Origin of the sequence: Acidisarcina sp., from assembly GCA_035539175.1 — a bacterium.
Lineage (GTDB): Bacteria > Acidobacteriota > Terriglobia > Terriglobales > Acidobacteriaceae > JANXZS01.
Genome location: DATLIY010000007.1, coordinates 391616 through 404332, shown reverse-complemented (window position 1 = coordinate 404332; position 12717 = coordinate 391616). Strand labels below are relative to the sequence as shown.

Sequence of the window (12717 nt, the reverse complement as noted above, 5' to 3'; positions counted from 1 at the left end):
AGGAGGAACATGGCGGGTCAGGGGATTTTTGAAGTAAGCGATGCAACATTTGATCAGGAGGTCCTGAAATCGGATCAGCCGGTTCTGGTTGATTTCTGGGCAGCCTGGTGTGGTCCTTGCCGCGCGTTGGCACCGACGGTGGATGCGATTGCATCCGAGTACAGCGGAAAGCTGAAAGTCATGAAGATGGACGTGGATAAGAATCCAGCTACACCGGGTCGTTATGGTGTCCGCGGAATTCCCGCACTGATTCTCTTCAAGGGTGGACAGGTAGCGGACCAGATCGTTGGTTTCGTACCGAAAGATACGATTGACAAGAGTTTGAGCCGCGTTCTGGCGTAAGACATTTCGCAGGATCGATGAAAAAAGCCCGGCGGCTCGCCGGGCTTTTTTCATGCCGGGATAGTTGATGAGTCTGATTCCTCTTAATACTTGCGGAGCATGCCGAGGACCCGTCCCTGAATGGCGACCTGGGAGATGGGGACGTAGATAGGCTCCATCTCGGCGTTCGAAGGTTGCAGGCGTACCACGTTGCCCTCCACATAGTAGCGCTTGAGCGTCGCCTCGGAGTCGCGGACGAGAGCGACAACGATCTCCCCCTGTCGAGCAGTCGCTGTCTTTTCTACCAGAACGAAGTCGCCGTCTACGATGTGTTCGTCGCGCATCGAGTCGCCGCGGACCTCCAGCGCAAACACGTCACGGTTGCCGATGATATCCCCCACGGAGATGGTTTCGGCATTCTCGATTGCTTCCACCGGCAGGCCGGCGGCGATGCGGCCCATCAACGGCAGTCGATCCGCTCCCCGGGATTTGCTTCGCGGCGGCAGCACATCGATCGAGCGGCTGCGGTTATGCGAGCGCTGCAGCAATCCCTTGTTCTGCAGGTTGGTGATGTGTTTGTGAACCGTGGCCAGGGACTTCAATTGCAAGGCGCGGGCAATCTCCTCAAACGAGGGAGAGTAACCATTGCGCTGCACAAATCCGGAGATGAAATCGAGCACTTCTTTTTGTCTTCTGGTGACAGCCATCCCCGCATTATAGCGAACAAAAAGCGAATCACAAAAAGTCTTTCGTAACGTTACCGCGAGGAGGCGATACGGGAAGAAAACTCGTGTCTTTTCTGCATGCTTACCCCTGAAAGGGATCCTTCTTCTCCGTCTCTACGCCCCATTTTGGAACGACTTACACTTTGCTTCCCGTCTGCGGAATGCACCTTTTTTCTTCCCTCATCTTTTCTTGAGTCCCGGCGAAGAGTGAGTGAAGGTGGAGGTGCGCAACGGTAGTAACCCTACCAGCGACGCGGAAGTAATGGGGTCTGAATGATGCGTCTGTTGATTGCTGAGGATGATAAGGCATTGGGGCTCTTCCTGAGCCGTGGGCTGGAGGCGGAAGGACATGAAGTCCGGCGGGTGGGGGATGGGCAGGCGGCCATCGATGCTTTCCTGGAAGACTTGCCGGATCTGACCATCCTTGATCTCAATCTTCCGCGCAGGGATGGAGAAGAGGTTCTGCAGAGTATCCGTGCTCAGAATGCGGAGCTTCCGATTCTGATCCTGACCGGACGGCCGGAGATCGAGACGAGAATTCGCTGCCTTGACCTTGGCGCTGACGACTTCATGCTGAAGCCATTCTCGCTGCAGGAGTTGCGTGCCCGGTGCCGGGCTCTGTTGCGCCGGCGTCGCGAGGTGCGGCTGACGCTGCGCTGCGGAGAGCTGGAGCTGAACCGTATGGATCGCGTGGTCACGCTGCACCAGGAGGCGATTCTCCTGACCAACAAAGAGTTTGCCTTGCTGGAGTACCTGTTGCTGCATCGCGGCCGCTGCGTTACTCGAACCGCGCTCCTCGAAGAGGTATGGAAGATGGATCCCGCAGTGGGCACAAACGTCGTTGACGTCTACATCAACTACCTGCGGAAGAAGCTGGGGGATGCTCTGCACGGTTCTCTTATCCAGACGGTCCGGGGGCAAGGGTACTGCATCGCGGCAGATACGCCAGCGGGCCGGCAGGCAGATCGACCCGTGACTCCACATCTGCAGCAGGCTTCCACGGCGCGGGTGGCTGAGTTAGCCATGGCAGCGACCGGAGCGTGAGAAGTTTGGATGGCTTGCCGCCACGCAACAGCCGTGGCCAGCAAACGCGATCAGCAAGCAAGACCAGCAAATGTAACCAGCGTAAGTACAAAAGCTGAGCAGCAAAAGTAGAACCAGCAAAAAGTAGAACCAGCAAAAGTAGAACCAGGAGAAAAGCAGCATGACCATACTCTCGACAAAACCTGCCGTTCGCACCGCCGTTCTCGCCAGCTCCGATGTTTCTTTCCGGCGTCGCGTCAGCGAGACTCTGACCGGGCTGCGCTGGCAGGTTCGCGAGGCAGGCGGAGGCGCGGAAGCGCTCGCCGAACTGGATGCGAATCCCACTGAGGCTCTGATTCTGGACTCCTGGCTTCCTGACCTGGAGATGGAGGAGTTTGTCGCCGAGTTTCGCCGTCACCATCCGGAAGTCGATCTGGTCACGGTGAATGGGGAAGAGGGCGAGGACGGAACCACGCGCAGCCCGCGGCGTCATGAACTTCTGTATGCCATCCGCCGGGGTCAGGATGCGGATGGAGCCATCTGGAACAGTGCGCCCGTGATCGAGCCTCTGGAGACACGCCGCACGCCCCCGCAGCCGGTAGGCCGGGCAGTTTCCGTGGTATGGAGCGGCTCCCTGCCAACCGGGGAGACGGTTGCTCCGGCCCGGAGCAACAGCGGTAGCCAGCGGTTGCCGGAGCTGGTGGGAAGTCACCCCGGCATGCTCGAAGTAGGCCGGCGGGTTCGTCTGGTTGCGCCGCGCCGCACGCCGGTGCTGATTGAGGGGCCGACAGGTACAGGCAAGGAGCTGGTGGCTCGCGCGGTGCACCGCATGAGCGATCGGGCGAACCGCCCGTTTGTCGCTTTGAACTGCGCTGCTATCCCCGAAGCCCTGTTGGAGGCTGAGCTCTTTGGCCACACGCGCGGCGCTTTTACCGGAGCCGTACAGGGGCGCACCGGCAGGATTGAGGCGGCTCATGGAGGCACGCTGTTTCTGGACGAGATCGGAGAGATGCCGCTGGTGTTGCAGTCCAAGCTGCTTCGCTTTGTGGAGTGCGGCGAGTTGCAGCGGGTAGGCGAGAACGAGCCGGTGCGGGTGGACGTGCGGGTGGTGGCGGCAACCCATCAGCCGTTGGCAAGGCTGGCGGAGAAGGGCGAGTTCCGCTCCGACCTCTATTATCGCCTCGCGGTCTTCGTGGTGCGCACGCCGGCGCTGCGGGATCACCTGGAAGATCTGCCGCTGCTGGTGGAGCACTTTCTGGCAAGGCTGGCGCTGGATGCTCCGGCCAAACGCCTGGGTGCGGCGACGCTCGAGAAGCTGCTGGCGCATCGCTGGCCGGGCAACGTGCGCGAGCTGGAACACGTGCTGGAGTGCGCCACCATCCTCGCCGAGGAGCGCCCGGAGATTCTGCCGGAGGACATCGAATTCGGACTCGCGCCGGAGGCGGCAGGACAAGCATAAGAGTTCCCTTAGACTTGCCGCTCGCAATGCGGAACCTCCCTTGCATGACTCTGTTCCGGAAACCGGCAATCAACTAGCAGCAAGAGGTGAGAAGAAATGCAGATCACAACTCCGCTTAGCGACCAACTCGGAAAGTACCTGGACCTCTCCAGCCTGCAACTGAAGCTGACAGCGGAAAACATGGCGAATGTGGATACTCCCCGCTACCGCGCCAAGGGGATCGACTTTGCGTCGGAGATGCAGCGCTCGATGTCGGAGGCACTCGCCGCCCGCGAGGGTGGAAGCACGGCAGCCAGCGAGCCTGTGGTGCGAAACGTGGATGGACTGCTCGAGCGTCCCGATGGCAACAACATCTCGATGGATCGCGAAGGCCTGAATATGGCGGAGGCGCAGTTGCGCTTTCGTACGGGGGTAGAGCTGCTGCGGCGGGAGTTCACGCGGGTGCAGAGCGCGATCCAGTCCGACAAGTAGTGCTCCGCAGCGGAGACGAAAGGAGACCAGGGATGAATTTGTTTGGATTGATGGAAGTGAGTGGCTCGGCGATGAAGGCCGAGCGCATCCGCGCCGAGGTGGTTGCCTCCAATATGGCCAATGCCGACACGACGCGTACCGCGGATGGCGGCCCTTACCGGCGCCAGCATGTGGTGTTTGCCGCCGCGCAACCGGCCAGCTTTGCCAATGAATTGAGCGGACAGAGTCTGACGCCGGGCTTGAGCCCCATGCCGTCTATTTCCATGCCAACGCTTTCGATGTCGTCGAATCCCATGTCGGTTCCGATGCTGTCGATTGCGCCCAGTGCGAGCCAGAGCGTTCCGGGCGGAGTCGATGTATCCGCCGTCATCTCCGATCCGGTAGCCACGCAGCGGCGGTTCGATCCCCAGCACCCGGATGCGGACAAGGATGGATACGTGGCGTATCCCGATATCAACCCATTGACCGAGATGGTAGATCTGATGGGCGCGACGCGGGCCTACGGATTGAACAGTTCGGCGGTGCAGGCGACCAAGGGGATGATTACCGCCTCGCTAGAGATTCTGAAGTAGCAGGTACAGGCAGACAACACGCAGGTAGCGAAAGGAACGATGTATGCAGAGTGGAATTCTTCAGACGATTCAGTCGAGTGTGATGCAGGCGGGTTCGTCGGCAGCGGCGTCCACCGTCTCTCCGTTGACGCCCGGTGCCTCGGGCGAGGCGCCTCCGTTTGGCAAGCTGTTGCGGGATGCCATCAGCAACGTGCAGCAGCTGGAGAGTAGCGCGGCACAGACGACGCAGGCGCTGATGCGCGGCGATGGCGTGGATATTCATGCCGCGATGATTGCCACGCAGAAGGCCGATCTGGCATTTGATCTTGCCCTCGCAGTTCGCAATAAGGCCGTGACCGCCTACCAGCAGGTCATGGGAATGCAGTTCTGATAGGTCGTAGATTCCGGCAGGGAAGAGCCAGGCGAGCGAACAGGCGATGGATGAGAACCGGCAATTAGAGACAGTTCGGAGCGAAAAGGCGCTGGAGGAGCGAGCCCGCGAATGGGTGGGATCGCTGCAGGAACGCTTTTTGCGCTTCACCCCCCAGCAGCGGCTTGCGTTCGCTGGAGTCGCCGCAGTGGTGCTGGCCACGCTGATCGGCCTCGTATGGTATGGAACGCGACCCGATTGGCGCACGCTGTATGCCGGGCTGGATCCCCAGGATGCGCGCGAGATGGCGGTGCAATTGACCGCTGCGGGAATTCCTTTTGATGTCTCCACCGATGGAGCGACGCTGCGCGTGCCTGCCGATCACCTGGATAAGGCGCGCCTGCAGACCACGGCGAAGGGCGGTCCCAAGAGCGGCCGCATGGGCTTTGAGCTGTTCGATAAGCCGAACTGGGTGGGCTCGGAGTTCGACGAGAAGGTGAACTATCAGCGTGCACTCGAAGGCGAGCTGGAGCACACCATCAACACCATGGATGCGGTGCAATCCTCGCGTGTTCACCTGGTTCTGCCGCATGACTCGCTGTTCAGCGAGCAGCAGCGCGCTGCCAAGGCATCGGTGGTACTCAAGCTCAAGCGGCGTTCGCTGAACAATGATGAGGTGGACTCGATCCGCAACCTGGTGGCCAGTGCGGTGGACGATCTGCGCCCGGACAACGTGGTGCTGGTGGATGCGGATGGGCATCTGCCGCTGGGTCCACGGACCGCGGACGCGCAGAACGAAGCCCACGAGCAGGCGTTGACGCAGAAGTTGATTGACACGATCGAGCCGGTTGCGGGAGCGGGGAACGTGCGGGCCTCGGTCAATGTCGAGTACGACCATACCTCCGCCGATGAGGTGGATGAGACCTACGACCCCAATAGTTCGGCGACTCTCTCGATGCAGCGGACCGAGCAGAACGTGGGCCCGCAGGCGACCGTTTCCGGCGTTCCTGGAACGGCGAGCAACGCGCCCAATACGCAGCCGCCGCTGTATCCGCAGCAATCCACCAGTCCGCAAAGCATGCGCCAGGAGAGCGGAACCTATGGCGTCTCCAAAAAAGTGCGGCACACGATCGATGGCGGCGGCAAGGTGCGGCGTATTACCGCAGCGGTGCTGATCAACGACCGCATGGTGAGCGCGGCAGTACGAAATCATCCGGCGGTGTGGCAGGCCCGCAACCCGGACGAGATCCGCCACATCGCGGAGCTTGCGCAGGCGGCCATCGGCTTCGATCTGCAGCGGGGCGATCAGGTCTCAGTGCAGAACATTACCTTCCAGGACAACCAGGTGGCTCCTCCGGGGGCAATGGAGCGGATCTGGCAGACCGCGGGCGGGGCTCAGCCGCTGCTGAAATATGGTTCGCTGCTGCTGGCGTTTCTCGCGCTGCTGATCTTCGTGATTCGTCCCGCAGCCCGCAGCCTGAAGCGTCCAGAGATTCCCGCGAGTCTTCCTGCTCCAGCGGCGGAGGCCGCTCTGGAAGAAGGAGGCGAGGAGATGGCGCTGCCTCCGCTGGATCCGGCTACCGAGAAGCAGAAGCAGCGCGCACAACTCATTTATGAGCAGGTCGCCAGTCATTTGAAAAGCGAACCGGCGCAGGCCTCCCGCCTGCTCCAGGGATGGATTCACGCCGAATGAGCCAGGCAACGCAGGAAAAACCAATGGAAAAAGAACTGCCGGCAACTACGACGGCGACTACGATAACCAGCCTTACCACTCCCTTGCCGGGGAAGCCCGCTGCGCCCCGGCTAAGCGGGATCCGCAAGGCGGCGATCCTGATTGTGGCCTGTGGAGATGAGCTGGCCAAGCTGATCTACCAGAATCTAAGCGAGGCAGATGTCCAACTGCTGACCGAGGAGATCTCGGATCTGAAGAATATCCCAGCGGAACTCTCCATGCAGGTGGTGGAGGAGTTTTATGAGCTGATCGAAACGCAGCAATACATGATGCATGGGGGCATCGACTACGCCGCGAAGCTGTTGACGGACACCTTTGGGAAGCAGCGGGCCGAGGATATGCTGGCGCTGGTGAAGCGGGCGCAGGAGGCCAACCATGGAAACCTGGCCATGCTGCAGAAGGTGGACCCCGGACAACTCGGCAAGTTTCTCGAGGGCGAGCATCCGCAGACGATTGCACTGGTGCTGGCCCATCTCGATCCTAAGCGTGCTTCTCAGGTGCTGGACAACCTGACCGAGGAGCAGAAGGTCAACGCCATCCGCCGGCTAGCGCAGATGCGCGAGTTCTCACCGGAGATGGCGCAGAAGGTAGCTCTGATCCTGCACCGGCGGCTGGAGTCGGTGGGCGACACAGTTCGGAAATCGTATTCGGGCTTCAAGGCGGTTGCTGATCTGCTCAATCGTCTGACGACAGAATCGGCAAAGAAGATTCTCGATCATATGGAGGATACCGAGCCTGAGCTGGCGTTGAACATTCGCAAGCTGATGTTCACCTTCGAGGATCTGGTGACGGTGCCTTCTGCGAGTATCCGCGAGATCACTTCGGGCGTAGATAAGAAGCAGCTGGTTCTGGCGCTCAGAGGAGCGCGGGATGACCTGCGCGCCCATGTCTTCAAGTCGATGTCGTCGCGGGCCGTGGAGATGCTGAAGGAGGACATGGAGGTTCTGGGGCCGGTGCGCAGCCGGGAGGTTGCTGCCGCGCAGCAGGAGATTCTCAACCTGGCGCGCAAGCTTGAGGCGGAAGGCAAAGTGATCCTGAAGGTAGAACAGGGCGATGACCTGCTGGTTTAGTGACAGGGTTTAGCGAAACGGTGTAGCGGATGGTTTCGCAGGACGGTGCGGCAGCCACGATGGAGAGAGACGAGATGGGCGGAATGTTGCAGGATGTGCAGGTTCAAATTCGCAGGATGGAGTATCGGCCCTTTCAGCCAGTGGGAGCCGAGGATCGGGTGGCGGACGTCGTTCTCGAAGCGCCGCCCAGCCGCGAAGAGCTCGATGGGCTGCGGCTGCGCGTCCGGCAACTGGAGATGGAGCTCGAAGACGTCCGGAATGCGCAGCAGAGCCTGGTGGCCGCCACGGAAGAGGAGGCTCTGACGCGAGGGCGGGAGGCGGCTGCGGCGGACGCCAACCAGACGGTCATCCACATTGGCGAACAGATGCAGCTCGCACTGAAGAGCTTTGTCGAGGAGCGGGATAGCTACTTTACCCGGGTGGAGCACGAGGTTGTGCAGCTCGCGCTGGGAATTGCTACGCGCATCCTTCACCGTGAGTCGCAGATCGATCCGCTTTTGCTCTCGGGTGCGGTCCGGGTGGCGCTGGGGCAACTCTCGGAGAGTACCGAAGCCTGCCTGCGCGTACCTGCCGCCGAGCTGGCGATGTGGGAGGAGATGCTGCGGCTGATTCCGAATCTTCCACTGCGTCCCAAGGTGAAGGGCGAAGAGGGATTCGGGCCGGAGGAGTGTGTGCTGGAGACGAGGCTTGGGTCGGTGGATCTGGGAGTGCGGGCGCAACTGGCCGAGATTGAGCGCGGCTTCTTCGATCTGCTGGATCAGCGTCCGCCGTCGCGGACGGCGGAGAATCAGGATCCCTCTGGGTTGCACGCAGACCGGCTGAGCGAGTAACGAGGCGGCTCGATGGCATTGCTGGAGAGGTATTTTGCGCGGTTGCAGCGCCGTACGCCCTGGAGATGGCGGGGGCAGGTGCTCGAATCCGTGGGACAGACGATTGAGTCCGAGGGGCCTCTGTGTTCGGTGGGGGAGACCTGCGAGATTCTGGATGGCGCCGGGCGCAGGCATCTGGCGGAGGTGATTGGCTTCCGCGGCAGCAATGTGCTGTCCATGCCGCTCGAGAGCTCGGATGGAATCCGGTATGGCGATCCGGTGACAGGCTTGGGTACGACTGCGCAGGTAGAGGTGGGCGACGCGTGGATGGGCCGGGTGCTGAATGCGCTCGGCCAGCCGATCGATGGCGGCCGTCCTCCGCGGCTGTCGGCGCATCGCTCAATTGAGGGCCAGGTGCGCAAGCCGCTGGAGCGGGTTCCCATTAAGACTGCGCTGGGCACAGGCATCCGTGTGCTGGATGGTTTGCTGACCGTTGGCCGGGGTCAGCGCGTCGGCATCTTTGGCGGCTCTGGCGTGGGTAAGAGCACGCTGATCGGCATGATGACGCGTAACACCGAGGCTGACGTGACGGTAGTTGGCCTGGTGGGAGAGCGCGGCAGAGAGGTTGTCGAGTTTCTGGAAGACAATCTGGGGGAAGAGGGGCGCATGCGCTCCGTGGTTCTGGTCTCTACCTCGGACGAATCCCCGTTGTTGCGCCTGCGCGCCGCGATGGCGGCGACGACGATTGCGGAGGCCTTTGCCGCCGACGGCAAGCATGTGCTGCTGGTGCTGGATTCGCTGACGAGATTCGCCATGGCCGCTCGCGAAATCGGTCTGTCTGCCGGGGAGCCAGCAACCGCAAAAGGTTATACGCCCTCAGTGTTCACGCGGCTGGCCAAGCTGGTGGAGCGGGCGGGGCAGTTCGAGCGCGGCAGCATCACGGCTTTCTATACGGTGCTGATGGAGGGCGACGATCAGCAGGATCCGATTGTGGACGCGGTTCGCTCTCTGCTCGACGGGCACGTAGTACTTTCGCGGGCGCTGGCATCGGAGGGGCTGTACCCTCCCGTCGCGCTGCTGGACTCCATCAGCCGGCTGATGCCCGCGGTGGCGGGTAGCGAACATCGCGAGCACGCGGCACTGGTGCGCCGGATGATGGCAGTCTTTGCCCGCTCGGAAGATCTGGTTCGCATTGGAGCATATAAGCCGGGCAGCGATCCGGAACTGGATCGCGCCATGCGCGCGCGCCCGCTGATCCGCCGTTTTCTGGAGCAGTCCTCGCAGGAGAGAGTGTCACTCGATGACGTCCTTGGCCAGTTGAGTGCGCTGGCGCATGCGCTGTAGCGCCGCCCGCTCAGGAGCGGGAGAGCCGGGAGAAAGAGAGGATCTGGAATGTCGCAATCCCTCCATCGAATTCTGCGGCTGCGCGAGCAGAGCGAAGAGATTTGCCGTGGCGAGTTGAAGCGAGAGATGCTGCGGCTGCGGGCGGTGGAGCAGGCGATCCAGGCAAGCAGGGACGAGTGCCGGGCCAGCCGCAGCGCGGTGTTCCATGCGCTTGCCGGCAATGCGGGACAGGACTGGCTGCTGGCGGAGAGCGCACGGGAGCTTGCGGAGTGGCGGATTCGCAGCCTGCAGCCGCAACTGGAACAGCAGCGCCAGAGAGTGGAGGAGTTGCGCCAGCGATTTCTGGAGTGCCGCAAGGAAAAGCGCCAGGTTGAGCAACTGATCGAGGTCGAGAGCGCTGCTGCGAGAGCGGAAGAGGCGCGCCGTCAGCAGAGTGCTCTGGATGACTGGTACGAACAGGGGAAGCGCCGCAAGAGGTTCTCGCGCAAGTAGCCAGAGATGTTTCCGGAGCAGCACGACCCTTTCTAAATTTGTGCTAATCTTCCCCGCCCGAAGCTGGCAAGCAACCTGCATCCTTCGTCCCCGTGAGAATGGCGACGAACCTTCCGGAAGCAGTGACTGCACCAGCGACCATGCCAGCGATCGTACCTGCGATGGCGGCAACAACAGCGGCATCTAAAGTATCGGCAACAGGAGTGGTGCGGGCAGACTCGGCCCGCTCCGCGGCAAATGCGGATGATTCGAACGGGCAGCGCGGCTTTTCCGATGTGCTTACGGAGAAGGTGGCTGCGGAAGCGGGGACGGCTCCTGCGCTGGCGGGCGGCGCTGGCAAGCAATCGTCGGCGACTGCTCCAGGCAGCGGGTCATCCCTTCCTGAATCCTCTCTTTCTGGGTATTCGGTGGATGGCTTGAAGCAGGAGGCAGCGGTTCTTCCCGGCGGTGTGATTGCTGGGAAAGGAAGCCGCGGCATCCAGGCTTTCGGTCTCGACGGTGTCCAGCTGCGCGAGGTTTCGACGACTTCGACCGGAAAGAGCGATGCAAAAAATGATCTAGAGAATGATTTAAAGAATGATTTAAAGAATGACCTAAAAGATGGTCAGAAAGATATTGCGAAGGCTGGCGCGAGGGATGACTTAAAAAGTGACGCGAAGAATATGGAGAAGAAACGCGCATCGCTGGATGCCTCCACCTCCTCTTCGCTGGGCATTCCTCTTGTAGCGGATCTCATTTCCGGTACTCTGCCGACGGCTACGCCTGGTATAGCCTCCGGTACATCCGCGAAAAGCGCGGCTCCCGGCGCGCTCACTTCCGGTGTTGCGCCCGGCAAACCCGCGCTCGCTCAGGCAGGCGCCTCGCAATACGGAGCGGCCTCTCTTGGCGAGCCATCGCCTGCGGTTGTGGTGCAGGCGGGCAGTCAATCCGCAGGCGAGAGTGTCCCCGGCTTTCCGGCTGCGTTTCAGGGATCTGTTGGATCGTTAAGTACGCAAGTGCCGATGAAGGCTGCTGCGGATTTAGTTCAGCCGAAAGACATCCAGTCGACGAAGGATGCGCAGCCGACGCAAGCGCTCTCAGCGCAGGCTGCAAGCTCTACAGGTTCCGCACCGGCTTTGCAGGCGAAGACTGCAGTCGCCGTGGCGAAGGCGGCCGGTGCGCAAGGGATACTCCCCGGCCATTTGCAGGCGGGCAGAAAGGCAAGCGCTGCAGAGGTTACCGCCGCGGTAGCCGGCGAAACCAGGGATGTCGCGGCGAATCCTGCGGCCACTGTACAGGCCGCTCCTGGTGTGAGCCCTGGTGTAAGTTCCGGTGCAAATTCTGGCGCCGCTGCAATGCCTTCCGGAGCGTCTGCGACGGCATCGGCTTCTGCGCGGGCGATGGCCAGCGATCCTTTTACGGCGATGGATGGCGGGATGCCGGAGCCGCAACTGATGCACGCCACGCATCAGGAGGTGGCGGTCGGCTTGCACGATCCCACGTATGGGTGGATGGAGATCAACACGCATTTCGCAGGAGGGCAGGTGAATGCATCGTTCACCACGGCATCCAGCGAGGCGCATCACGTGCTGCAGACGCAGCTTCCGGCGATGGCGGAGTATCTCTCGAGCCGGGATATCCAGGTGGATCACTTTTCGTTGGCGGGGAATTCTTCTCAATCTCAGGGTTTCTCCGGAGGGGGAGACGCCCCATCGCAGAGCAACGGGCAGGGGCAGCCGCGGACAGAGCAGGCGGCACCTGTGCGGCGAGAGGCTTTGGCTGCAGAGAGTATGGGCGTATCAGGCGGCGAGCGTCGAGGGGCGTCGCGCATCGACATCCTTGCTTAGATCGCTTGATGGACAGATGTCGTAGGCGGCGGAGTGGACAGTTAGGCAGTAGACAAAAGATCGACAGGGCAAAAGGGGATTCTTCCCCGAGGAGAGATACAGGGCATGCAGGTAGGAGAGACACAGAACATTCAGACCACGCATCCGCTGACCGCAGCAACGCAGGCAGCGCAGACCGTGAAGGCAAATGCTGCATCCGCCTCCACATCAACCTCCAGCAATACAGCGAACATCACCTCAAACGACTTTCTCACGCTTCTGGTGGCGGAGATGAGGCATCAGGATCCGACTGCGAACACCGATCCCAACCAGTACATCAATCAGTTGGTGCAGGTGAACAGCCTGCAACAGCTCATCGAGATCAACACCGCTCTTGGCGGCAACAACACCACATCCACGACAGGCAGTTCTGCCGCTGTGGCGAACGCTCTCAGCCGCAACCACGCAGGCGCCAGCGAAGTTCCGACGGCCCCGCTCGCGACCACGGCGAAGAGCCAGTCCTGAGCCGATACAAACCGATAACC

Annotated in this window: 14 protein-coding genes; 13 read left to right on the top strand and 1 reads right to left on the bottom strand. The window is 61.4% G+C overall.

The window, feature by feature from the left end; all coding sequences use genetic code 11:
• The first annotated feature begins 9 nt into the window (after nucleotides 1-9).
• The gene (gene trxA / locus VM554_04450; protein ID HVJ07610.1) at nucleotides 10-342 is read left to right on the top strand and encodes a thioredoxin; all 333 of its coding nucleotides are present in this window, start codon (nucleotides 10-12) and stop codon (nucleotides 340-342) included.
• An 83-nt stretch (nucleotides 343-425) separates the two neighbouring features.
• Here trxA and lexA read toward each other — a convergent pair whose 3' ends face one another.
• Nucleotides 426-1028, bottom strand: coding sequence for a transcriptional repressor LexA (gene lexA, locus VM554_04445; GenBank protein HVJ07609.1), 603 nt, complete (start codon nucleotides 1026-1028; stop codon nucleotides 426-428).
• 291 nt (nucleotides 1029-1319) lie between these two features.
• On the opposite strand from lexA, the gene VM554_04440 reads away from it, so the two are divergent.
• The 12 genes from VM554_04440 to VM554_04385 all read left to right on the top strand — a co-directional run bounded on the left by VM554_04440 (nucleotide 1320) and on the right by VM554_04385 (nucleotide 12697).
• Nucleotides 1320-2090: a response regulator transcription factor gene (locus tag VM554_04440; GenBank protein ID HVJ07608.1), complete on the top strand. Its 771-nt coding sequence runs from the start codon at nucleotides 1320-1322 to the stop codon at nucleotides 2088-2090.
• A gap of 160 nt (nucleotides 2091-2250) precedes the next feature.
• On the top strand, nucleotides 2251-3528 hold the full coding sequence (locus VM554_04435; GenBank protein HVJ07607.1) for a sigma-54 dependent transcriptional regulator: 1278 nt from the start codon (nucleotides 2251-2253) through the stop codon (nucleotides 3526-3528).
• Nucleotides 3529-3624: 96 nt separating this feature from the next.
• Nucleotides 3625-3999: a flagellar basal body rod protein FlgB gene (flgB, locus tag VM554_04430; protein ID HVJ07606.1), complete on the top strand. Its 375-nt coding sequence runs from the start codon at nucleotides 3625-3627 to the stop codon at nucleotides 3997-3999.
• Between the two features lie 32 nt (nucleotides 4000-4031).
• A complete protein-coding gene (gene flgC / locus VM554_04425) occupies nucleotides 4032-4571 on the top strand; it encodes a flagellar basal body rod protein FlgC (GenBank protein HVJ07605.1) in 540 nt (179 codons plus the stop codon).
• Between the two features lie 43 nt (nucleotides 4572-4614).
• Entirely contained in the window at nucleotides 4615-4941 is a 327-nt protein-coding gene (fliE, locus tag VM554_04420) for a flagellar hook-basal body complex protein FliE (GenBank protein HVJ07604.1), read from the top strand.
• A 46-nt stretch (nucleotides 4942-4987) separates the two neighbouring features.
• Entirely contained in the window at nucleotides 4988-6613 is a 1626-nt protein-coding gene (fliF, locus tag VM554_04415; protein HVJ07603.1) for a flagellar basal-body MS-ring/collar protein FliF, read from the top strand.
• A gap of 23 nt (nucleotides 6614-6636) precedes the next feature.
• The gene (gene fliG / locus VM554_04410; protein ID HVJ07602.1) at nucleotides 6637-7722 is read left to right on the top strand and encodes a flagellar motor switch protein FliG; all 1086 of its coding nucleotides are present in this window, start codon (nucleotides 6637-6639) and stop codon (nucleotides 7720-7722) included.
• Between the two features lie 29 nt (nucleotides 7723-7751).
• Complete coding sequence (locus tag VM554_04405) at nucleotides 7752-8552, top strand: FliH/SctL family protein (protein ID HVJ07601.1); 801 nt, start codon at nucleotides 7752-7754, stop codon at nucleotides 8550-8552.
• A 12-nt stretch (nucleotides 8553-8564) separates the two neighbouring features.
• A complete protein-coding gene (locus VM554_04400; GenBank protein ID HVJ07600.1) occupies nucleotides 8565-9875 on the top strand; it encodes a FliI/YscN family ATPase in 1311 nt (436 codons plus the stop codon).
• Nucleotides 9876-9923: 48 nt separating this feature from the next.
• On the top strand, nucleotides 9924-10367 hold the full coding sequence (locus VM554_04395; protein HVJ07599.1) for a flagellar FliJ family protein: 444 nt from the start codon (nucleotides 9924-9926) through the stop codon (nucleotides 10365-10367).
• A gap of 98 nt (nucleotides 10368-10465) precedes the next feature.
• A complete protein-coding gene (locus tag VM554_04390; GenBank protein HVJ07598.1) occupies nucleotides 10466-12193 on the top strand; it encodes a flagellar hook-length control protein FliK in 1728 nt (575 codons plus the stop codon).
• 105 nt (nucleotides 12194-12298) lie between these two features.
• Nucleotides 12299-12697, top strand: coding sequence for a flagellar hook capping FlgD N-terminal domain-containing protein (locus VM554_04385; protein ID HVJ07597.1), 399 nt, complete (start codon nucleotides 12299-12301; stop codon nucleotides 12695-12697).
• The last annotated feature ends 20 nt before the right edge of the window (nucleotides 12698-12717 follow it).

Coding starts and splice junctions, on each gene's coding strand:
- VM554_04385 (HVJ07597.1), top strand. CDS start 12,299: ATGCAGGTAGGAGAGACACAGAACATTCAGACCACGCATCCGCTGACC.
- VM554_04395 (HVJ07599.1), top strand. CDS start 9,924: ATGTCGCAATCCCTCCATCGAATTCTGCGGCTGCGCGAGCAGAGCGAA.
- fliG (HVJ07602.1), top strand. CDS start 6,637: ATGGAAAAAGAACTGCCGGCAACTACGACGGCGACTACGATAACCAGC.
- lexA (HVJ07609.1), bottom strand. CDS start 1,028: ATGGCTGTCACCAGAAGACAAAAAGAAGTGCTCGATTTCATCTCCGGA.
- VM554_04435 (HVJ07607.1), top strand. CDS start 2,251: ATGACCATACTCTCGACAAAACCTGCCGTTCGCACCGCCGTTCTCGCC.
- VM554_04390 (HVJ07598.1), top strand. CDS start 10,466: ATGGCGACGAACCTTCCGGAAGCAGTGACTGCACCAGCGACCATGCCA.
- VM554_04405 (HVJ07601.1), top strand. CDS start 7,752: ATGGTTTCGCAGGACGGTGCGGCAGCCACGATGGAGAGAGACGAGATG.
- fliE (HVJ07604.1), top strand. CDS start 4,615: ATGCAGAGTGGAATTCTTCAGACGATTCAGTCGAGTGTGATGCAGGCG.
- flgB (HVJ07606.1), top strand. CDS start 3,625: ATGCAGATCACAACTCCGCTTAGCGACCAACTCGGAAAGTACCTGGAC.
- fliF (HVJ07603.1), top strand. CDS start 4,988: ATGGATGAGAACCGGCAATTAGAGACAGTTCGGAGCGAAAAGGCGCTG.
- VM554_04400 (HVJ07600.1), top strand. CDS start 8,565: ATGGCATTGCTGGAGAGGTATTTTGCGCGGTTGCAGCGCCGTACGCCC.
- trxA (HVJ07610.1), top strand. CDS start 10: ATGGCGGGTCAGGGGATTTTTGAAGTAAGCGATGCAACATTTGATCAG.
- VM554_04440 (HVJ07608.1), top strand. CDS start 1,320: ATGATGCGTCTGTTGATTGCTGAGGATGATAAGGCATTGGGGCTCTTC.
- flgC (HVJ07605.1), top strand. CDS start 4,032: ATGAATTTGTTTGGATTGATGGAAGTGAGTGGCTCGGCGATGAAGGCC.